The organism is Kribbella sp. (assembly GCF_035655035.1).
In the GTDB taxonomy this organism is placed as follows: domain Bacteria; phylum Actinomycetota; class Actinomycetes; order Propionibacteriales; family Kribbellaceae; genus Kribbella.
The window spans coordinates 1-20,059 of record NZ_DASRVN010000475.1 but is presented as its reverse complement, the minus strand read 5'-3'; the positions used below and the strand labels follow the sequence as shown (position 1 = coordinate 20,059).

Sequence of the window (20,059 nt, the reverse complement as noted above, 5' to 3'; positions counted from 1 at the left end):
GTCGAGGGCGATCAGTTCGTTGTCGGCGCGGAGGAGGACGGGGGCGTTGTAGGACCAGGAGAGGGCGGTGCGGCCGGCTCGGAGGGCTTCGAGGGTGGCGGTGGGGAGTTCGTCGGGGCCTTCGGCGGAGGCGTCCACGGCGATCCAGGTGGTGGGGGTGCCTAGTGGGGTGAGGGAGGTGGGGTTGTGCCAGTCGCTGCCGCCGATGGGGGTGGTGGATTCCAGGCCCCAGGCCTGCCACCAGGCGAACGGGCCGCCCCAGGTGTGGTCGAGCCAGGAGGAGTGCCAGATCTCGGCGAGGGGTGGGCGTTCGGGGAGCGGGTGGCGCCAGGAGCAGTCGCCGCCGAGGGGGTGGTTGATGGAGAGCAGGCCGCCGCGGGCGGCGACCTCCGAGACCCAGGTGGCGGCCGGGCGGCGGAAGTCGATGAAGCCGATGTCGCCGAACGCGTTGGCGTGGCCGGCGTCGGTGGTGACTTCCTGGCCGGGGATGAGGCCGATGCCGAAGCGGCGGCTGAGCGCGGGGAGTTCGGCGTGGTGGGCGACCGTGTTGTGGTCGGTGACGGCGAGTACGTCGAGGCCGGCGGCGACGCCGAGTGCCGCGAGGTTCGCGATCGGGGTGGAGCCGTCGGAGTGCAGCGAGTGCGCGTGGAAGTCGCCGGCGATCCACTTCAGCCCGGAGGAGGCAGGGAGGGTACGGCGTGGTGGTCGTGGCGGTACTGCGACGGCGGCCGAGGCGGCGGCGTACTCCGCGAGGCCGGCGACGACGGGGACCGGGCCGGTGACTGCTTCGACGAGGAGTTCGACGCCTTCGACGGGTATCCGGTGCAGGCCGAGGACGATCGACCAGGTGCCGGGTTCGAGTTCGCCGGGGAGGTAGCCGGGGGTGGCGGCGTCGGGGGTGATCGCGAACGTACGGCGCGCGCCGCCGGACCAGCCGCGCCAGCCGGCCGGGCCCTCGCAGCCGATGTCGATGACGGCACCGTCGATCGGTGGGACCGTGAGGGTGACCAGCAGGCCGGGGCAGTCCGGTGGGAGGTCGACGGGCAGCGAGTGCCAGACGGATTCGGCGCGGTCGTCGAGGGTCCAGCGCCGGCGGTACGACGTGACTGCCATCAGCTAGGTCTCCAGACTCACGGGACGAGGGTTGGTTGCGAGGTCAGGACTTCGCCGGTGTCGCGGTTGTAGAGAAGGACTCGCGTCGCGGGAGCCGTGAGGGTGACGGTGGTGCCGGGGGCGGGTTCGTGCTCTTCGGGGACGGTGACGCCGACGAGGGTGTCGTCGCAGTCGACCGTGACCAGGGACTGGGTGCCGAGGTTCTCGGCGACGACGACCGTTCCTCGCAGGGCGGGGCCGGTGACGTCCTCGGTGGTCAGGGTGAGGTACTCCGGGCGGATGCCGACCGTGACCTCGGGATCCGCCGCGGAGAAGGTTGTCGCGGGCAACGAACCGCCGGCGACCGCGACCACACCGTCCACGGAGCCGGCCGGCGCAGTCACCTTCCCGGGGAGCAGGTTCATGGGGGTGGAGCCGATGAAGTTGGCGACGAAGGTGTTGGCGGGGCGGGCGAAGACCTCGCGCGGGGAGCCGAGCTGGCGGAGCTTGCCCGACTCCATGACCGCGATCCGGTCGGCCAGAGCGAGTGCCTCGGCCTGGTCGTGGGTGACGAAGACGGTCGTGATGCCCAGGTCACGCTGCAGCTTCTTCAGGAACGTACGGGCCTCGAGCCGGAGCCGGGCGTCGAGGTTGGACAACGGCTCGTCCAGCAGCAACACCTTGCCCTCGGACGCGATCGCACGTGCCAGGGCGACTCGCTGCTGCTGGCCACCGGACAGCTGGCCGGGCTTGCGTTCGAGCAGGCCGTCCAAGGAGAGTTCGCCCGCGGTACGGGAGGCGACGGAGGCGCGCGTGGCGGCGGCAATCCGCCGTACCTTCAACGGGTAGGTGATGTTCTCGGAGACGCTCATGTGCGGGAAGAGCGCGTAGTCCTGGAAGACCATCGCGACGCCGCGCTTGCCGGGTTCCGTCCGGGTGACGTCGGCAGCGTCGATCCGGATGCTGCCAGAAGAAGCCGTCTCCAGCCCGGCGATCGTCCGGAGCAGGGTCGTCTTGCCGCACCCGGACGGGCCGAGCAGGGCGAAGAACTCGCCGTCGGCCACCTGCAGGTCCAGCCCGTCGACGGCGCGGACGCCATTCGGGTAGACGGTCGCGAGGCCTTCGATGTCGATGCCCGCCATCAGCTCTTGATCCCTCCGTGGAAGCGGAACCCGTAACGCGAGTTCACCAGCAGGTACAGCACGACGACCGGGATCGAGAACAGCAGCGAGAACACCGGCAGCACCTGCAGGTTCACGCTGCCGCCTTCGTCGGTGAGGGTCTGCATCAGCACCGCACCGGGCTGCTTGTCGATCGACCGGATGAGCAGGAAGGGCACCAGGAAGTTGCCCCAGGAATTGACGAACGCCCAGACCATGATCGTGGCCAGGCCGGGTCGCGCGACCGGGAGTACGACGTCCCGCAGGATCTGCAGGGTGGACGCGCCGAACACCCGGGCCGACTCCTCGTACGACTTCGGGACCGCGTCGACGAAGTCCTTCAGGATGAAGATCGCGGCCGGCAGCAGCCCGCCGGTCATCACCAGCGCGACGCCGAACCGGGAGTCGATCAGCCCGAGCTGGAACATCATCACGAAGATCGGCACCATCGCCGCCGTACCGGTGACCACCGACGACAGCAGCAGCAACCCGTACAGCAACGCGTCCCGCCCCGGGATCCGTACCCGGGACAGCGCGTACGACGCCAGCGCGGCGAACGCCGTCACGGCCACCGCGGTCGTGACGCAGATCAGCAGCGAGTTGACCATCGAGTGCATCGCGTACGGGTGCGCGAGCGTCTTCCGGAAGTTCTCCAGCGTCCAGTCCGGCCAGTGCACGCCCAGACCCGGCGAGGAGTCGAACGGCGCCGACGCGATCCACAGCATCGGTACGGCGAAGAACAGCGTGATCGCGCAGATCAGGACGTAGAACCCGATCCGGCGCAGGACGAAGGTCGTCATGCGCGCCTCCGAAGCAGTCGCAGGTAGACCAACGAGACCAGCAGGTTCGCGATCAGCAGCAGGAACGAGATCGCCGACGAGTACCCGAGCTCACCGCCCTGCAGCGCCACGTTGTAGATGTAGACCGGCACCGTCTCGGACTCGTGGTTCGGGCCGCCCTTGGTGAGCAGGAACGGCGAGAAGTCGTTCGCCGTCCACAGCGAGATCAGCAGCGTGTTCGTCAGCACGTGCCCGCGGATGTGCGGGAACACCACGTCCCGCAGCGTCTGCCAGCCCGACGCGCCGACCATCCGCGCGGACTCGAGCTGCGACGGCGGCACGGCCTGCAGCGCGGACGAGTAGAGCATCATCGAGAACGCCGTACCGCGCCACGTGTTGAACACCACGAGACAGGCCATCGGGTAGTCGATCAGCCACGCGGTCCCCGGCGTACCGAGCAAGCTGTTCAACGTGCCGCCGTCGCGGTCGTAGAACGCGACCCACAGGTACGCGACCACCGTCGACGGCAGGATCCACGCCAGCAGCGTCAGGGCCTCGACGGTACGCCGGACCGCCGGGCGGGCGCGTCGCAGTACCCAGGCGAGCGTGAAGCCGAGGATGTTCTGCCCGATGATGGCCGAACCCAGGACGAACAGCAGCGTCAGCCACAACGCGTTGTGGAAGAGCGCGTCGTCCAGGGCGCGGGTGTAGTTCGACAGCCCGACCATCGACGGGGACACGGCCTCGACGCCGGTCAGCCGGTAGTTCGTGACGCCGATGTAGATGGTCCACAGCGCGGGGAAGATCAGGAACGCACCGATCAGCAGCAACGCCGGCGCGATGAAGCCCAGCGCGCGGCCGACCCCGAGGCCCGCGACGTCCCGCGCCGGCGCCCGGCCCCGCGCGGGTTCGGGTTGGGAAACAGCAGCCATCAGTTACTGGTGACCTTGTCCTTGCCGCCGGCCGCCGCCTCCACGGCCTTCTGGTACGCCGCGGCCGCGTCGGCGGTGCTCTTGCCGCTGATCACGTCGGCGGTCGCCTGCTGCAGCGCCGCCGAGATCTTCGGGTACTCCGCGCGGCCCGGACGGTACTGCGTGACCGGGAGCACCTTGTCCGCGATGAAGCTCAGCATCGGGTCGCTCTTGAGTACCTCGCTGTTCACGTCGGACCGCTGCGTGATCTTGGCGGCGCCGTCCAGCGAGGCCTTTACCATGTCCGCGGAGTTCATGAACTGCAGGAACTCCCACGCCTGCTGCGGGTACTTCGTGTTCGGGTTGATCACGGTCGCACCGCCGCCGGACATCGAGACGAAGTCCTGGCCCTTCACGCCGGCGCCCGGCTTCATCGCGGGGATCATCGCCCAGCCGACCGCCGCGTCCCGGTCGGCCATCTTGGCGACGCCCTCCTTGGGCTCGACCACGCTGCGCCAGAAGTAGTCGCTCTCCAGCAGGATGCCGATCTTGTTCGCGGCGAACTCGGAGAACGACTTGTCCCGGCCCTTGGCCTCCTTCTGCAGCACCGGGTCGCCGAGACCCGTCGAGTAGACCTGGTGGTAGAAGTCCAGCACCTGGCGCAGTTGCGTGGTGTTGCCGAGCCACTTGCCGTCGGAGTTCACGGTGGCGCCGGTGCCGACCAGCAGCGGCAGCACACCCTGCATCGTGGTCGCCTCGCCCATCGCGGTGCCGGCGTTGATCTGGATCGGGGTGACGCCGGAGATCTTCTTCAGCGCCTGACCCGCGGAGATGATGTCGTCCCAGGACTTGGGCTGCCAGTCGGCGGGCAGTCCGGCCTGCTGGAACAGCTTCTTGTTGAAGTACAGGACACGCCCGTCGGTGCCGCCCGGTACGCCGTACCGCTGGCCGTTGTAGCTGCCGAGCGCCTGGACCGCCTCCGGGATCTGCTTCCAGCCGTCCCAGTCGTTCACCTTCGCGGCGTCGCCGACGGTGTCGGTGAGCGGCTTGATGTAGTTCGCCTGGGCGAACTCGCCGACCCAGATGCCGTCGATCTGGAACAGGTCCGGGCCGGACTTGTTCGACAGGTCGAGGGACAGCTTCTGCTTGTAGACCTCGTCGTCGGAGCCGTCACCCTGGAACTTGACCGTGACGTCGACGCCCTTGCCCTTCTGCTCGGCGACGAACTTCGGGATCAGGACGTCGGAGATGAAGGTGGCGCCGGCGCTGCTCTTGCCGCCCTTGACCGAGTTCGAGCCGAAGGTCAGCTCGACCTTCTTGGCGTCGGCGTTCCGGTTGGCGTCCTGGCCGCCGGTGCTGCTGCCGGAACCGGAGGACCCGAGGCATCCGGTGAGCAGCGCGAGGGCCGCGGCGCCGAGGACGCCGGCGGTGGTCAACCGCGAGAGTGATCGCATCAGGGCTCCAAGCGAGAAGTGGTCCAGTGCCGGTCAAAGATTGGCACTCCTGAGCGACTATGTGAAGACTTTTTCCCAACCCTGGGTCGAACGTTTGCCAGGTGCTGCGGGCAACCAATCGCGAGCTGTCAAGCCGGGATCCCACGGGACGGATTGCGGAAGAGTTAAAGGTCGCTCAAGGTTCTGTGGCAACAGGTAGTTGACTAGGTACAGAGGGTGAGCGATCGAGCTACTGTCTTGCCGTTCGCTTCAGTGGATCGGAGGTGAAAGACGTGAGACTCATCCACGGAGTTGCCTGCCTGGTCGACGAACTGCTCGGCGGCTGCTGGTGCTGGTGGTGACCGGCGAGAGGGTGGTGACGACACCGGGCTCCCGCTGACGCGCAAGCAGCGGGCATTCCGGACTCGATCCCCGAGCATCACCCGGACAAAAGAAACGGCCGGCCCCGACGATGTCGGGGCCGGCCGTCCTCTCGTTGGCTCGGGGGCCTGTCAGCTCTGGGCCAGTTGCATCATCTGCTTCGGTAGCGTGGTCATCTGCGCCGGAATCGGTACCTGTGGCCGGAGCAGCGACAAGAGGCTGGCAGCTGCGCCTGCGATCGGCAGCGGCAGTGCCAGGCCCAGCGACGCGAGCAACGCGTTCACCAGGGCCAGTACGGCGCCCAGGATGTCCAGGCTCGGGACCGGGAGCCCCGCCCAGGCCTCGATCGGAGTACTGGCGACACTCATGCTTCCGGTCGGTTGCGCCTGCTTGGCCTTCCCCTTGCCAAGCAGTGACGTCAGGGCGAGGCCACTGGCGGCGTTCACGAACGTGCCGGAGCTCTCGTCGTAGTTCCACTTCTGCCCGTCGCCGCTACGGCAGGGCAGGACCAGCAGTGGCGCTGCGGCCGGCACCTTCGCCAGGTCCGCTCCGCTGTCCAGACAGGCGCCGGTCGTCGCAAGGGCGCCACCGACGCTCTTGCTCATCGCGACCTGCAGCTGGCCGGACTCGGTGTAGATCCACTCCTGGGTCTTGCCCTCCTTGCCCGGGGCGCACGCCATCATGACCGCCATCGGGACATTGTCGGCCGCGACGAACGTCAGGCAGTACCGGGTGTCGGACCGGGTGACGATCTGTTGGGCCACGCCCACCGTGACGGCCGGAGCGTGCGAACCGCTGGGTGCCGGGTTCGCGGCCTGGGCCGGTATGGCGGTGGCGATGGCGACGCTGACCGCGAGCACCACTACTCCGGTGCGGCTGAACAGCTTTCGGATGATCAAGACAACCTCCAGAGGTCGTGCTATCTCACGGCGTCAGGTCGTCGGGACCCCGTGGCGCGAGCCGGTATGCCGGCAGTGACTCAGCGCGACGTTGACGCCACAACAAGTAATGCACAGGACCGGCCGTGGAGGTTATGCCGATTTCCGGAAACTTGATGCCAATGGCAACTAACTGCCAGGGCAAGATCGTTGCGCAAGGCATCGAAATCGATTCGCTGGATCGCCGAGGGATCATCGAGCGCAGGCTGAGATACTACAGCAATACAAGCGCTTTCCCGTTACTTTTCATGCCGTCGGCAACGAATCGGGATCAGTGCGGCTGGTGGTCCTGCTGGTGGTCCTCGGTCGCCCGCTCCTCCAGCTCCGCCGGTGCGTCGTCGCGCTCCGTGGGCAGCTCCGGAGCGTCGTCACCGTGAGTGACCTTCGCCCGGAGTTCGCGGATTTCCTTGCGGCGCCGCCAGGTATGGCCGAGGCCCTTCTTCAGCAGCCAGAGGCCGGCCACCAGCGCGGCGCCGGCGATCGCGCCGAGGAAGTACACCGTGGTCACCGAGACGCCGAAGTGGACGCCGAAGACCTCCAGTTTCGTGGCGGCGCCCGACGACACCGAGACGCCGAGCGCGAACAGCACCGCGAGGACGACCAGGACGATTCCGAGAACAGCCATGGTGAACCTGCCTCTCCACCGGCCTTTCAGGCCTCATTACTCAGTAAAGCCGAGAGCAGCGCCACCGCGCCGCTCTTGTCGAGTGGGTTGTTCTGGTTCCCACACTTGGGTGACTGTACGCACGAAGGGCAGCCATCCGTGCACTCACAGTGTGCAATCGCCTCGCGTGTCGCGGTCAACCACTCGCGGGCGGCGGCGTACCCGTGTTCGGCGAAGCCGGCTCCGCCCGGGTGGCCGTCGTACACGAAGACCGTCAGCCGGCCGGTGTCGGCGTGCCGGGCGGTGGAGACGCCGCCGATGTCCCAGCGGTCGCAGGTGGCGAACAGCGGGAGCAGCCCGATCGACGCGTGCTCGGCGGCGTGCGCCGCTCCCGGTACGTCGGCCAGCCCGAGCGACTCGACGACGCCGTCGGGCATCGTCCACCAGACCGCCTTCGTCCGCAGCGTCCGCTCCGGCAGGTCCAGCGGCTGCTCGTCGAGTACGTCGCCGGTCGCGATCAGCTTGCGCTGGTACGAGATCACCTGGCTGGTCACCTGGACCCAGCCGCGGGACAGTTCCGCCGTACCCCAGGTGCACGTCTCCTCGGTGGCGAGGATGCCGATCTCGGTGACCTCCCGGGCGAACGTCGTGTAGTCCGGCGAGGCCTGCTCGACGACCGCGGCGTGCCCCTCCAGGTCCAGCGAGCGCACCAGGTACGACTCGCCGGCGTGCACGTAGACGGCGCCCTCGTGGACGGACGAGTGGGCCGAGCCGCCGTCGACCGTACCGAGCAGCCGGCCGGTCCGGTCCTCCACGATCTGCACGGTCTTGCCGCCCGCCGACCGGATGTCGATCGCGTCGACTGCCCGCTCCCGGCGCGTCCAGAACCACCCGTGCGGCCGCTCCCGCAGCACGCCCTGCCGGACGAGTTGGGCGATGACGGACTCCGTCGTACTGCCGAAGATTTCGTAGTCGTCGGTCGTCAGCGGGATCTCCTGCGCCGCCGCGCACAGCTGCGGGCCCAGAACGTACGGGTTCTCCGGGTTGAACACTGTCGCCTCGACAGGGCGGCCGAAGATCGCGGCCGGATGCCGCACGAGGTAGGTGTCCAGTGGATCGTCACGGGCGATCAGCAACGCCACCGCGTCGCCGCCGGCCCGGCCGGCACGTCCTGCTTGCTGCCAGAGCGAGGCGCGCGTACCAGGCCAGCCGGAGAGCAGTACTGCGTCCAGCCCGGCAATGTCGATGCCCAGCTCCAGGGCGTTCGTCGCGGCGACACCGGTGAGCTCCCCGCTCTGCAGCATCCCCTCGAGCCTGCGCCGTTCCTCCGGCAGGTAACCGGCCCGGTACGCCGACACCTGTTCAGTGAGCGTTGGGTCGACCTCGGCCAGGTTCTCCCGCGCTGTCATCGCAACCGCCTCGGCCCCGCGTCGCGAACGTACGAAGGCGACCGTGCGGACACCTGTGACGACCAGGTCGGTCAGCAGGTCCGCCACCTCGGCCGTTGCGGACCGTCGTACCGGGGCACCGTTCTCACCATGCAGAGAGGTCAGGGGCGGCTCCCAGAGGCCAAACGCGACCCCACCGCGCGGAGAGCCGTCAGCAACGACCTCCTCCATCGGCAGCCCGGTCAGGCGTTCCCCTGACAGCGCGGGCTCGGCCACAGTCGCCGACGCGCACACGAAGATCGGATGCGCGCCGTACTGCGCACACACCCGTCGCAGTCGTCGCAGTACGCCGGCCACGTGGGCGCCGAACACGCCCCGGTAGTGGTGGCACTCGTCGACCACGACGTACTGCAGACAGCCCAGGAACCGGGCCCAGCGTTGGTGGTTCGGCAGGACGGAACGGTGCAGCATGTCCGGATTGCTGAGCACGTACGTCGCGTAATCGCGTGCCCAGTCCCGCTCGGTCCGCTCGGAGTCGCCGTCCAGCGTCGTGGCGCGCAGCCCGGACACGGTGTACGACGAGACCGCGCGGAGCTGGTCGTGCGCCAGGGCCTTCGTCGGCGACAAGTACAGCACCGAGGCCGTACGGCGATGTGGTGAGGCGGCCTGGGCGATGCTCAAGGTGGCAAAGGCGGGCAGCAGGTACCCGAGCGACTTGCCCGAGGCCGTCCCGGTCGCCACTACGACATGCTTCCCGGAGTACGCCGCTTCGGCCGTCGCGACCTGGTGGGTCCACGGCGCCGTGATGCCGGCGTCGCGCAACTGGTCGAGAACCTCGTGCGGAACCCAGCGCGGCCAGTCGCCCGTCTGCCCGAGCCGGGGCGGAACCGACTCGACATGTGTCAACCGGTCGTCGCGACCGGCGGCCAGGCGTTTCAGGACAGCCGCCGCCTCACCACCTGCACGCATACGCGGAGCCTAGCTCTCCGTACGGACAGCATCGGACTGAGAGCCCGCTGAGAATGCACGTTCCGATGCACGCGGCTTTTTCGGGAGGGGAATCGACTTCGGTCGGCCGAGATGAAAGAGTTTTCGGCAACGGGTCTCACTCACGGTCCGTACATGGTTGAATGCAGCAGTTCACCGAGCGCATGCGAGTGAACCAAGGTGCACAGCACCGAGCGCATGCGAGTGAACCAAGGTGCACAGGACGGGATGGAGGCCGAAGTGGATCTGTCGCTGACCGCGCGCGCCGAGGGCGGGCGCACCGTCATCGAGGTCGCGGGGGAGATCGACGTCTACACCGCACCGAAGCTCCGCGAGAAGATCGCCGCGCTCGTCGACGAAGGGGTCTACGACCTCGTCATCGACCTGGAACGCGTGGACTTCCTGGACTCCACGGGGCTCGGCGTCCTCGTCGGCGGACTGAAACGGGTGCGCACCCACGACGGATCCCTGTCCCTGGTCTGCACCCAGGAACGGCTGCTGAAGATCTTCCGGATCACCGGCCTGACCAAGGTCTTCGACATCCATCCGGACGTCGCGTCGGCGATCTGAAGAAACGAAAAAGTAACTCCGGTACTACTTTGCGTGACGGTCCCGCCCGCGTTTCGGCAGGGGTCTTGCCGTTTCGGTCAGGTATGGCGTAGACCACCCTGTCGTCAGGTCTGGTCGGGAACCCGTTAAAGTAACCCACCGCGCCAGTCCCCTGGCGCTGTGTCGTATTTTCCCAACCCTTCGGTTGCGGCAGACGGGGGCCGTCAAGCCCGGATGGGTTGCCTACAAGGAGGACGGATGTCCGCGCTGCTTGCTGCACAAGCGGTGGATCTTTCGTCGAGCAACACCACCCTGGTGATCGTCGTCGGAGTGATCGCGATCCTCGCGGTCGCCATTGCGATGGTCTTCCGGGGCCAGGTGCTTGCCGCGAACGATGGCACCGAGAACATGAAGACGATCGCCGCCGCGGTCCAGGAAGGCGCAGCCGCCTACCTGAACCGGCAGTTCCGGACGCTGTCGATCTTCGCCGTGGTCGCTTTCCTGTTGCTGTTCCTGCTGCCGGCGCACACAGACGGCGGCAACCAGACCACGCTGAAGATCTTCCGGTCCGTCTTCTTCCTCGTCGGTGCGGGCTTCTCCGCCCTGATCGGCTACCTGGGCATGTGGCTCGCGACGCGCGCCAACGTCCGGGTCGCCGCGGCCGCCCGGGACGAGGGCCGGGACCCGGCGATGCGGGTCGCGTTCCGGACCGGCGGCACCGTGGGGATGGCGACCGTGGGCTTCGGCCTGTTCGGCGCCGCGCTCGTCGTACTGATCTTCAAGGGTGACGCCCCGACGGTGCTCGAGGGCTTCGGCTTCGGCGCCGCGATGCTCGCGATGTTCATGCGGGTCGGCGGCGGTATCTTCACCAAGGCCGCCGACGTCGGCGCGGACCTGGTCGGCAAGGTCGAGCAGAACATCCCCGAGGACGACCCGCGGAACGCCGCGACGATCGCCGACAACGTCGGTGACAACGTCGGCGACTGCGCCGGTATGGCGGCCGACCTGTTCGAGTCGTACGCCGTGATGCTGGTGGCCTCGCTGATCCTGGGCAAGGCCGCGTTCGGCGAGCAGGGCCTGATCTTCCCGCTGATCGTACCGGCCATCGGCGCGATCACCGCGGTCGTCGGCGTCTTCCTGACCCGCCCGCGGACCGGCGAGAACGGGCTGCGCACGATCAACCGCGCCTTCTACATCTCCGCGGTCATCTCCGCCGTGCTCTGCGCGGTGGCGGCGTTCGTCTACCTGCCGGGCAGCTTCAAGGAGCTGACCGGCGCGGCCGGTACGGCGATCGCGAACAACAGCGGCGACCCGCGGCTGATCGCCACCGTCTCGGTGATCATCGGCATCGTGCTGGCGGCCGTCATCCTGGCCCTGACCGGCTACTTCACCGGCACCGAGGACAAGCCGGTCAAGGACGTCGGCAAGACCTCGCTGACCGGCGCCGCGACCGTGATCCTGTCCGGCATCTCGGTCGGCTTCGAGTCCGCCGTCTACACCGCGGTGGTGATCGCGGCGGCCGTGTACGGCGCGTTCCTGGTCGGCGGCTCCGGCATCGTCGCGCTGTTCGCGATCGCGCTCGCCGGTTGTGGTCTGCTGACCACCGTCGGCGTGATCGTCGCGATGGACACCTTCGGCCCGGTCTCCGACAACGCGCAGGGCATCGCCGAGATGTCCGGTGACGTGGACGGCGAGGCGGCCCAGATCCTCACCGAGCTGGACGCCGTCGGCAACACCACCAAGGCGATCACCAAGGGCATCGCGATCGCGACCGCGGTACTGGCCGCGACCGCGCTGTTCGGTTCGTTCACGGACGCGATCCGGTCCGCGCTGGCCGACAACTACGCGAAGTTCGAGGCGGACGCGCTGGTGTTCAACCCGGGCACGCTGGTCGGCCTGATCCTCGGTGCCGCGGTCGTGTTCATGTTCTCCGGTCTGGCCATCAACGCCGTCGGCCGCGCCGCCGGTGCGGTGGTCTACGAGGTCCGTCGCCAGTTCCGCGACATCCCCGGGATCATGGAGGGCACGGGCAAGCCGGAGTACGGCAAGGTCGTCGACATCTGCACCCGGGACTCGCTGCGCGAGCTGGCCACCCCGGGTCTGCTGGCGCTGACCGCGCCGATCGCGGTCGGCTTCGGCCTCGGCGCCCCGGCCCTGGCCGGCTACCTGGCCGGTGCGATCGGCTCCGGCACGCTGATGGCGGTCTTCCTGGCCAACTCCGGTGGTGCCTGGGACAACGCCAAGAAGCTGGTCGAGGACGGCAACCACGGTGGCAAGGGTTCGCCCGCGCACGAGGCCACGATCATCGGTGACACCGTCGGTGACCCGTTCAAGGACACCGCCGGCCCGGCCATCAACCCGCTGATCAAGGTGATGAACCTGGTCTCGGTGCTGATCGCCCCGGCGATCGTCGGGATGTCGAAGATCGGCGACAACCCGAACACCACGCTGCGGGTGATCATCGCGGTCGTCGCGGTGATCATCCTGGCCGCGGCGGTGTACGTCTCCAAGCGCCGCGAGTCGGTCATCTCCGACACCCCGGCGGAGGCGAAGGCAGCCGCCTGACGTAGGTAACTCCCCCGAAACGGCCCGCCGGTCCACACCGGCGGGCCGTTCCGTGTCTGGACCCGGAACACCCGGCCCGATTACTGTCGTCGTACGACGGACTGCGGGAGGTAGGGGTGGCGCCTCGACGGCTGGGTCACGTTCTGCTGCTCGCGCTGGTCGGTCTGCTGGTGACGATGCAGCCGGCGAACGCGCAGCCCCCGCAGCCGGACCCGGCGTACCTGAACGCCGCCCATCAGCTCAACCTGACCATCATCGAGGCCGCGCATGCCGCGACCACCTCCGCGAAGACCTCGTGCGTACGGCGGGCCGGTGCGCAGCTGGAGAGCGATCACCGCAAGCTCGCGGCGCAGGAGCTCGATGTCGCCACCCGGCTCAGCATCGTGCTGCTGACGGTGCCGTCGCTGGCCCAGCGCCAGCAGCTCGACGCACTCGCCGCCAAGGCCGGGAAACCCGGGTACGACGCCGCCTGGCTGGCGTTGCAGCGGCAGCAGCTCCAGAAGTACCTGACGCTCGTCGACGGCGATCTGCCGAAGAACGCGTCGCCGGCCGTGGAGTCGGTGGCCAATGCGGCCAAGCCGGTGATCGAGATGAACCAGCGGATGGTCGCGGGCCCCTGCAAGTCGGCGACCGGGAAACCGGTGGTCGCGACCGGCAGCGGCGGGCAGCACGCGGACGCCGAGCTGGCGCGGTCGCGGGTGGCGTTGATCCTGCTCGGCCTCGGCGCGCTCCTGCTGCTGATCGGCAAGTCGATCTCGGTACGTCGCCGGTTGCTCGGCATCGCGGCGCTCGGGGCCGGGCTGGTGATGATGTTCGGCGGCCAGCCCGCCAACACCGGGAAGGTCCCGGACGCGAGCGCGTCGCTGGCCGACCGGGAGGCCGCCGTACCGCCGGTGAAGCTCAAGCTGCCCGGATACCTGGAGGCAACCGTACGGCCGGTGGCGACCGGCGGGGACGGCCAGCTCCAAGTGCCGAAGACGGCGGACGTCGGCTGGTGGGCAGCGGGCGCGGCGCCCGGCGCGGCCGGTGGCACCGTACTGCTCGCGGGCCACGTGGACACGATGCAGGGGCTCGGGGTGTTCGCCCCGCTGTCCGGGGTACCGGTCGGCACCAAGGTCGCGGTGACGGCCGGGGACGGCGACGTGCACTGGTACCGGATCGTCGCGCGCCGGACGTACAAGCAGGACGCCCTGCCGTCGGACCTGTTCCACGGCGCCGTGAAGCCGCGGCTGGCGCTGGTGACCTGTACCGGTCCTTACGACCACAAGACTCATCGCTACAGCGACAACCTGGTGCTCTACGGCGTACCGATGGACTGAAGTACGCCGGGCCGTCGACTTTAGGCTGATGCGTTCACCCCCTGGATGGGGGATCGTCGGGGTCGTGGTCAGGGTTTCAACCGATGGCAGCCACCGTCGTACGGACGGCAGAATCAACCCAGGGGTGGACACACCGGATCCGCCCGGGGTCCGATGCCTGGCACCGCCCGGTCCTCGATACTGATGTCATCACGACAAGACCCGACCGCCCGGGAACGGTTTCTCACGCCACCGAACGAGGAGTACGGCGATGATCGAGGCGCAAGGCCTCACCAAGCGATACGGCCAGACAGTTGCCGTTGACAACCTGTCTTTCGAGATCAAGCCCGGTAAGGTAACCGGCTTCCTCGGCCCGAACGGGGCCGGCAAGTCCACCACCATGCGGATGATCCTCGGACTCGACACCCCGACGTCCGGCGTGGTCACGATCGACGGCCAGCGCTACCGCGACCTGAAGCGGCCGCTGACCAAGGTCGGCGCCCTCCTGGACGCCAAGTGGGTGCACCCGAACCGCTCGGCGCGCGCCCACCTCGCCTGGATGGCCGCCTCGAACAAGCTGCCGAAGAGCCGTGTCGAGGAGGTCTTGGCCCTGGTCGGTCTGACCGACGTCGCCGGCAAGCGGGCCGGCAACTACTCCCTCGGAATGTCCCAGCGGCTCGGCATCGCAGGCGCCCTGCTCGGCGACCCGGAGATCCTGCTCTTCGATGAGCCGGTCAACGGCCTCGACCCCGAGGGCATCGTCTGGATCCGGCGGTTCATGCACCGGCTCGCCGACGAGGGCCGGACCGTCTTCGTGTCCAGCCACCTGCTCTCCGAGATGGCGCTCACCGCCGAAGAGCTCGTGGTGATCGGCCGCGGCAAGCTGATCTCCCAGTCCAGTACGACGGAGTTCGTCGACCGGGCCAGTGGCAGCACCATCCGGGTCCGCAGCCCGCAGCTCGACGAGCTGCACAGCGTTCTCACGCAGAACAGCCTGAAGCCCCGCATCGAGACCATCGAGGACCAGGGCCGTGTGCTGTTCGTCGACGGCGACGTGACCACCGACGTGATCGGTGAGACCGCCGCCGCGAAGGGCATCACGCTGCACGAGCTGAGCCTGCAGCGAGGCTCGCTGGAGCAGGCGTTCATGCAGATGACCGGTGACTCGGTTGAATACCACGCGACCGATGCGGTGCAGGTGCCGGCCGCCCCGCAGACCGAGGCCGTCGCGAACGAGGAGCAGATCTGATGTCCCTGATCACCGTGGAGCGGATCAAGCTCTTCAGTACCCGGTCGCCGTGGTGGTGCATGGTGCTCGCGCTGGCGCTTGCCGACGGGTTCATCACACTCGGCTTCGTCTTCGCGCCGGACAACGTCAGCCGCGCGTTCCGGCCGGTCGACACCGTCAGCACGTACAACTTCGGCCTGATGGTGATGATGGTGATGGCGACCCTCGCGGTCACCACCGAGTACCGGTTCGGCACCATCCGGACCAGCTTCCTGTCCGTCCCGCAGCGCACACCGGTGCTGCTCGCGAAGACCGCCGTCGCGGCCGTGCTGAGCGGCGTGATCGGTCTGGTGACGGCCTTCGGCGCCTGGGGGCTCGGCAACATCCTGGTGCCGGACGCGCACCTCGCGCTGAAGACCGGCGCCGACTGGCGGGCGGTGCTCGGCGTCGCACCGATCTACCTGCTGTCCGCGGTGATCGCGGTCGCGGTCGGCATCATGGTCCGGCAGAGCGCCGGTGCGATCGCGATCGTGATCTGCTGGCCGCTGCTCCTCGAGGGCATCGGCCGGGCGATCCCGAAGGTCGGCGACTTCATCGGCGACTGGGGGCCGTTCTCCCGGGTCGACTGGTGGCTGACCGGCAACCAGGCCGCCGGCCAGAACGGCGGTGCGGTGCGCGAGGCGGTGATGTCCCCGACCTGGTCGCTGGTGTACTTCGCCGCCTGGGCGATCGGACTGCTGGTCATCGCACTGGTGATCGCGAAGAAGCGCGACGCCTGACGAAAAGACGACCCCGGTCAGCGGTTGAGGGGCCCTGACCGGGGCGCGTGGCCCGGCCGGGCTGAGGGGTCCTGGCCGCACCGGCCCGTGGAGCTCCGGTACAGCACCGGAACTCCACGGGCCGTTTTCTGTCACCTAACCCCGGCAATTCTTTCCGTTGACGATCTTCCAGGCTCCCTGATCCGGCACGATGCGTTTCTGATAGCAGGCGGAGACGTTGATTTGACCCAGGCTCTTCAGAACTCCCAGGACTTTTTTGATCGTCGCGGCCGCGGCCACCGCCGGCAACTTGCACAGCAGTTCGACGATCTTCTTCACCTGGGACGGGAGTCTCGCGATCCCTTGGCAGCTCAGGTACGCGACTGCGCCGCCACCGGCGATCAGGAACGCCAGCATGCCTTGTACCTCGACGCCGCTCAGGTTCAGGTACACACCCCGGCCGAACGTCAGCCTCGGATCTGCGGTGATCGGGTACGTCGCTCCCGTGGTGTCCACGCGCTGTACGAGCCGGTTGCCCGGCGCGGACTCGTACCAGGTCCGCAGCGAGCGGCCCGCCGCGTCGATGGCCCATGGCGCTGCCACACTCCCCACGAGATCCGTGCCTGGCCTGGTGATCAGGTACCCCGCGCCGGCTCGCTGCAGCGTCCAACCGGGCGCGAGCGTCACGTCGTACCCGAGGCTGTTGCCATGCCGCAGGACGGTGATGACCTGGCCACCGTCGGCGAGCCGGCGGACCTCCGAATTCCGCCGGTCGGTCGCTGCGATCCTGTGAGTGACACCGTCGGCCTCGACGCTGACGCTCTTGGTGCCGTCGTCGGCGCGGACATCGGGCCGTGCCGCCCCGACCGCCTCCGGTCCCCGGACCGAGAGCGCCTGCCGGACCACCACCCCGGTGCTCTGCGGTGAGGCTGCCGCGCCCTGGACGCCGGCCGCGGTGATTGCGAATGTGACTGCTGCGGTCATTATTTGCCGGATGATCTTCATCATTCCCCCGTCTCGGAATTGATGTGTCGAGATTGGAGGTGCGGCCGGCTCGAAGGCAAGGGCGATTGCGAAGACGTGTAAATATTCACGCGCCGCAGGCAATCGTGCCGCGCTCGCGGTGTGATCCGTCCGGCGGTTGTGACAGATCCCGGTAGTCAGCCGGTGCGACCGGCGTCTAGCCTGCCGCGCATGACCGATTGGGAGCAGGTGCGGGAGGGCGGGTTCGCCGTACCCGAGGGGCGGGCGGTGCCGGAGTTGGTGGCCGAGCTGGTCGGGATGCTGCGGTCGCCGGATCCCGCCGTACGGGATCGGCAGGCGTACTCGACGCTGGCGACCTGGGTCGGGCGTGGGGTGCTGTCGGAGCAGGAGCTGCGGGACCTAGGCGACGAGCTGGTGCCGCGGTTCGGGGACCCGGAGATCCAGGCGCGGACGTTCGTACCGTTGATCCTGGACGTGATCGTGTCCGCCGGTGTCTTCGAGCCGCGCTGGGTGCCGCCGTTCGAGCGGTGGTACGTCGGCGAGCAGGATTTGCGCGGGTACGACGAGAAGCTCGGTTGGCTGCATGCGGTCGCGCATGGTGCGGACCTGCTCGGGACGTTCGGGCAGCACCCGGCCGTGGAGCCGGTGCAGATGCTCCGGCTCGGGATCGGGCGGCTGCTGACGCCGACGTCGTACGTGTTCCGGGACATGGAGGACGACCGGCTCGGGTACGCGCTTGCCGCGACGCTGACCCGCGCCGAGCTGACCGGATCGGACGCGGTCGACTGGCTGGATCCGGCGGTGCGGGTGCTGTCGAACCCGCCGACGGCGGGGATCGCGCCCGAGGTGACGAACACGGTCCGGACCTTGCGAGTGCTGTACCTGTTCGCGGACCACGGCCTGCGGATCGGCGATGCGAAGAAACTCACACCGATCCCGCAGCGCGAGCAGCTCAAGGCCCGGCTCGCCGAGGTGTTCGCGACCTTCACGCCGTACTGGCTCTGAGGCATCCGACTTTCGTCTGGTTTTTCCCTGAATCCCCCCCGAGACCCGGCATGTCGAGGTCCAGGGCGGCGTACAGGTGGTGTCAGGTGGCAGTGGAGCATCGGTCCATGACAAGGTTCTCTGCTGGTACGCCACGGCCCCCTCCCGTGGTGGTGCCAACGCCACTACCCGAGTAGTGCCAACACCATCAGATCTGGTCCCTGACGACGTTAACTTTGAGTCACAAACACAGCCGTTCGGGGGCGCAGTCGAGAGAGGGCGCGTAGAAGTCATGGTTGCGACATACCTGAAGCGTTGGGTCGGCAACCGGATCCTCAGCAGGAGCACTCGCAAGGGTGGGCTCGACCTGTCGAAGATGCGGATGTTCCCCAGCTCGGTCTCGATGCCGCTGCGCCGGCAGGGCCTGGACCCGGTGCCCGAGCTGGGTGCCGTCCGGGAGACCGAGCCGGTGCACAAGCTGGCGCACCTGTTCGGGCTGAACATCTGGGTCGTGAGCGGGCATGCCGAGGCCAAGTACGTGCTCTCCAACGAGGAGGACTACAGCCACGACATCCGGCCGCTGGTCGGGTCCGACCCGAACAAGCCGTCCGAGGGGATCGGCGGCCTCGGGTTCACCGACCCGCCGGACCACACCCGGCTGCGCAAGCTGCTGACGCCGGAGTTCACCAAGCGGAAGCTGGCCCGGCTGGAGCCGGCGATCGAGAAGATCGTCAACGACCAGCTGGACCAGATGGACGCCAAGGGCCCGGTGGCCGACATCGTCGCGGACTTCGCGTTCAACGTGCCGTTCCTGCTGATCGCCGACCTGCTCGGGGTCGAGGAGCAGGACCGGGACCGTTTCCGGGCGCTCGGCCCGGCCCGGTTCGACATGTCCGGTGGTGGCATCGGGCTGTTCGGGTCGGCGTCGGAGTCGCGGGAGTTCCTGTTCGAGATCGTCCGCAAGCAGCGTGCGAACCCGGGCGACGGGCTGATCGGGTCGATCATCCGCGACAAGGGTGACGACATCGACGACGTCGAGCTCGGCGGGCTCGCCGACGGGGTGTTCCTGGGCGGGTACGAGACGTCGGCGAGCATGCTCGCGCTCGGCACGCTGGTGCTGCTGCGCGACCCGGAGAACTTCGAGCGGATCCGGAACGAGCCGGGTGCCGTCGACGTGATCGTCGACGAACTGCTCCGGTACCTGACCGTCGTCCAGGTGGCGTTCCCGCGGTTCGCGCGGCACGACCACGAGCTGTTCGGGCAGCCGGTGAAGAAGGGCGACCTGGTCGCGGTGTCGCTGTCCGGTGCGGATCGCGACAAGGGCGTGTTCGGGCCGGACGCCGAGGACTTCTACCCCAAGCGCACGGTCTCGTCCGCGCACCTGGCGTTCGGGCACGGGATGCACCGCTGCGTCGGCGCCGAACTCGCCCGGATGGAGCTCCGCGCCGCTTTCACCGCGCTCGCGCAGCGCTTCCCGGACCTCGCACTCGCCGTACCGGAAGACCAGCTCCGCTTCCGCGACTTCTCCATCGTGTACGGCGTGGACACGCTGCCGGTCCGCCTGCACGCCGCCGCCGGCACCGAACAAGCCGCCGGCTAACGGTGCCGGACACCGGCTACACCGCCGCCCTCCCCCGCAAACGCGTGGCGGCCGGAGTCCTGATGCTTGTCGGTCGTTTGACGGCTGCGCTCGCGGCTGTTCGGGAGGGCGCGGTTGTGCTGTGTCAGGACGGCTTGCGGATTCGCTGACAACGTTTTGGCGGTTCCACTGCGTCCCGGAGTTCGTCCTGTATGACGTGGCCTCCGGCCGCGAGCTGGTTCGTACGGCGGAGGGCAACGACCGCGACGGCAACGGGGGACGGGCGGCGACCGGGTCCGGTCCGCTGCACGTGGTCGCGATCGACGGCGGTACGGCGTACCTCGCGGCCTCGGACGGTCTCCGCCGGCTGGATGTGGCCACCGGCCACAACAAGCTGATCAAGCCCGGCGCGAAGACGAGCTTCCTCCGGGCCGCGAGCGG

At 68.5% G+C, this 20,059-nt stretch carries 17 protein-coding genes; 8 read left to right on the top strand and 9 right to left on the bottom strand.

The annotated features are described in order from the left end of the window. The 8 genes from VFF46_RS26005 to VFF46_RS25970 all read right to left on the bottom strand — a co-directional run. Nucleotides 1–1,113, bottom strand: a 1,113-nt coding sequence (locus tag VFF46_RS26005; RefSeq protein WP_325039835.1) for a CehA/McbA family metallohydrolase, incomplete at its 3' end; no start/stop codon positions are given. A 17-nt stretch (nt 1,114–1,130) separates the two neighbouring features. Then, nucleotides 1,131–2,234, bottom strand: a complete 1,104-nt coding sequence (locus VFF46_RS26000) for an ABC transporter ATP-binding protein (RefSeq protein WP_325039834.1) — start codon at nt 2,232–2,234, stop codon at nt 1,131–1,133. Beyond that, complete coding sequence (locus tag VFF46_RS25995) at nt 2,234–3,052, bottom strand: carbohydrate ABC transporter permease (RefSeq protein ID WP_325039833.1); 819 nt, start codon at nt 3,050–3,052, stop codon at nt 2,234–2,236. Before VFF46_RS25995 ends, VFF46_RS26000 begins: the two co-directional genes overlap by 1 nt. Continuing rightward, nucleotides 3,049–3,963, bottom strand: a complete 915-nt coding sequence (locus VFF46_RS25990) for a sugar ABC transporter permease (protein ID WP_325039832.1) — start codon at nt 3,961–3,963, stop codon at nt 3,049–3,051. Before VFF46_RS25990 ends, VFF46_RS25995 begins: the two co-directional genes overlap by 4 nt. Continuing rightward, entirely contained in the window at nt 3,963–5,396 is a 1,434-nt protein-coding gene (locus tag VFF46_RS25985) for an extracellular solute-binding protein (protein ID WP_325039831.1), read from the bottom strand. The genes VFF46_RS25990 and VFF46_RS25985 overlap by 1 nt, the downstream gene beginning before the upstream one ends. Nucleotides 5,397–5,887: 491 nt before the next feature. Then, entirely contained in the window at nt 5,888–6,655 is a 768-nt protein-coding gene (locus VFF46_RS25980) for an RICIN domain-containing protein (RefSeq protein WP_325039830.1), read from the bottom strand. Between the two features lie 310 nt (nt 6,656–6,965). Continuing rightward, nucleotides 6,966–7,319: a hypothetical protein gene (locus VFF46_RS25975; RefSeq protein ID WP_325039829.1), complete on the bottom strand. Its 354-nt coding sequence runs from the start codon at nt 7,317–7,319 to the stop codon at nt 6,966–6,968. 26 nt (nt 7,320–7,345) lie between these two features. Then, nucleotides 7,346–9,655 carry a DEAD/DEAH box helicase gene (locus VFF46_RS25970; RefSeq protein WP_325039828.1) on the bottom strand — a complete coding sequence of 770 codons (2,310 nt, stop codon included), beginning with the start codon at nt 9,653–9,655 and terminating at the stop codon, nt 7,346–7,348. A gap of 258 nt (nt 9,656–9,913) precedes the next feature. Here VFF46_RS25970 and VFF46_RS25965 point away from each other — a divergent pair, with 258 nt between their 5' ends. The 5 genes from VFF46_RS25965 to VFF46_RS25945 all read left to right on the top strand — a co-directional run bounded on the left by VFF46_RS25965 (nt 9,914) and on the right by VFF46_RS25945 (nt 16,092). Beyond that, nucleotides 9,914–10,243: an STAS domain-containing protein gene (locus VFF46_RS25965; protein WP_325039836.1), complete on the top strand. Its 330-nt coding sequence runs from the start codon at nt 9,914–9,916 to the stop codon at nt 10,241–10,243. A 237-nt stretch (nt 10,244–10,480) separates the two neighbouring features. Beyond that, nucleotides 10,481–12,787 (top strand): sodium-translocating pyrophosphatase, encoded by a 2,307-nt coding sequence (locus VFF46_RS25960; protein WP_325039827.1) that lies wholly within the window; start codon nt 10,481–10,483, stop codon nt 12,785–12,787. A gap of 116 nt (nt 12,788–12,903) precedes the next feature. Next, a complete protein-coding gene (locus VFF46_RS25955; protein WP_325039826.1) occupies nt 12,904–14,106 on the top strand; it encodes a sortase domain-bontaining protein in 1,203 nt (400 codons plus the stop codon). 250 nt (nt 14,107–14,356) lie between these two features. Further along, a complete protein-coding gene (locus tag VFF46_RS25950) occupies nt 14,357–15,334 on the top strand; it encodes an ABC transporter ATP-binding protein (RefSeq protein WP_325039825.1) in 978 nt (325 codons plus the stop codon). Continuing rightward, nucleotides 15,334–16,092 (top strand): hypothetical protein, encoded by a 759-nt coding sequence (locus VFF46_RS25945; RefSeq protein ID WP_325039824.1) that lies wholly within the window; start codon nt 15,334–15,336, stop codon nt 16,090–16,092. The genes VFF46_RS25950 and VFF46_RS25945 overlap by 1 nt, the downstream gene beginning before the upstream one ends. Before the next feature lie 135 nt (nt 16,093–16,227). Here VFF46_RS25945 and VFF46_RS25940 read toward each other — a convergent pair whose 3' ends face one another. Further along, nucleotides 16,228–17,079 carry a hypothetical protein gene (locus tag VFF46_RS25940; RefSeq protein WP_325039823.1) on the bottom strand — a complete coding sequence of 284 codons (852 nt, stop codon included), beginning with the start codon at nt 17,077–17,079 and terminating at the stop codon, nt 16,228–16,230. A gap of 186 nt (nt 17,080–17,265) precedes the next feature. Between VFF46_RS25940 and VFF46_RS25935 the strand changes: the two genes are divergently transcribed. The 3 genes from VFF46_RS25935 to VFF46_RS25925 form a co-directional block, all read left to right on the top strand. Beyond that, nucleotides 17,266–18,060: a DUF2785 domain-containing protein gene (locus VFF46_RS25935; protein ID WP_325039822.1), complete on the top strand. Its 795-nt coding sequence runs from the start codon at nt 17,266–17,268 to the stop codon at nt 18,058–18,060. 271 nt (nt 18,061–18,331) lie between these two features. Further along, nucleotides 18,332–19,639: a cytochrome P450 gene (locus VFF46_RS25930; RefSeq protein WP_325039821.1), complete on the top strand. Its 1,308-nt coding sequence runs from the start codon at nt 18,332–18,334 to the stop codon at nt 19,637–19,639. Nucleotides 19,640–19,760: 121 nt separating this feature from the next. Beyond that, the coding region (locus VFF46_RS25925) for a hypothetical protein (RefSeq protein WP_325039820.1) at nt 19,761–20,059 on the top strand (299 nt) is incomplete at its 3' end.

Coding starts and splice junctions, on each gene's coding strand:
- VFF46_RS26000 (WP_325039834.1), bottom strand. CDS start 2,234: ATGGCGGGCATCGACATCGAAGGCCTCGCGACCGTCTACCCGAATGGC.
- VFF46_RS25995 (WP_325039833.1), bottom strand. CDS start 3,052: ATGACGACCTTCGTCCTGCGCCGGATCGGGTTCTACGTCCTGATCTGC.
- VFF46_RS25990 (WP_325039832.1), bottom strand. CDS start 3,963: ATGGCTGCTGTTTCCCAACCCGAACCCGCGCGGGGCCGGGCGCCGGCG.
- VFF46_RS25985 (WP_325039831.1), bottom strand. CDS start 5,396: ATGCGATCACTCTCGCGGTTGACCACCGCCGGCGTCCTCGGCGCCGCG.
- VFF46_RS25975 (WP_325039829.1), bottom strand. CDS start 7,319: ATGGCTGTTCTCGGAATCGTCCTGGTCGTCCTCGCGGTGCTGTTCGCG.
- VFF46_RS25970 (WP_325039828.1), bottom strand. CDS start 9,655: ATGCGTGCAGGTGGTGAGGCGGCGGCTGTCCTGAAACGCCTGGCCGCC.
- VFF46_RS25960 (WP_325039827.1), top strand. CDS start 10,481: ATGTCCGCGCTGCTTGCTGCACAAGCGGTGGATCTTTCGTCGAGCAAC.
- VFF46_RS25950 (WP_325039825.1), top strand. CDS start 14,357: ATGATCGAGGCGCAAGGCCTCACCAAGCGATACGGCCAGACAGTTGCC.
- VFF46_RS25945 (WP_325039824.1), top strand. CDS start 15,334: ATGTCCCTGATCACCGTGGAGCGGATCAAGCTCTTCAGTACCCGGTCG.
- VFF46_RS25940 (WP_325039823.1), bottom strand. CDS start 17,079: ATGATGAAGATCATCCGGCAAATAATGACCGCAGCAGTCACATTCGCA.
- VFF46_RS25935 (WP_325039822.1), top strand. CDS start 17,266: ATGACCGATTGGGAGCAGGTGCGGGAGGGCGGGTTCGCCGTACCCGAG.
- VFF46_RS25930 (WP_325039821.1), top strand. CDS start 18,332: ATGGTTGCGACATACCTGAAGCGTTGGGTCGGCAACCGGATCCTCAGC.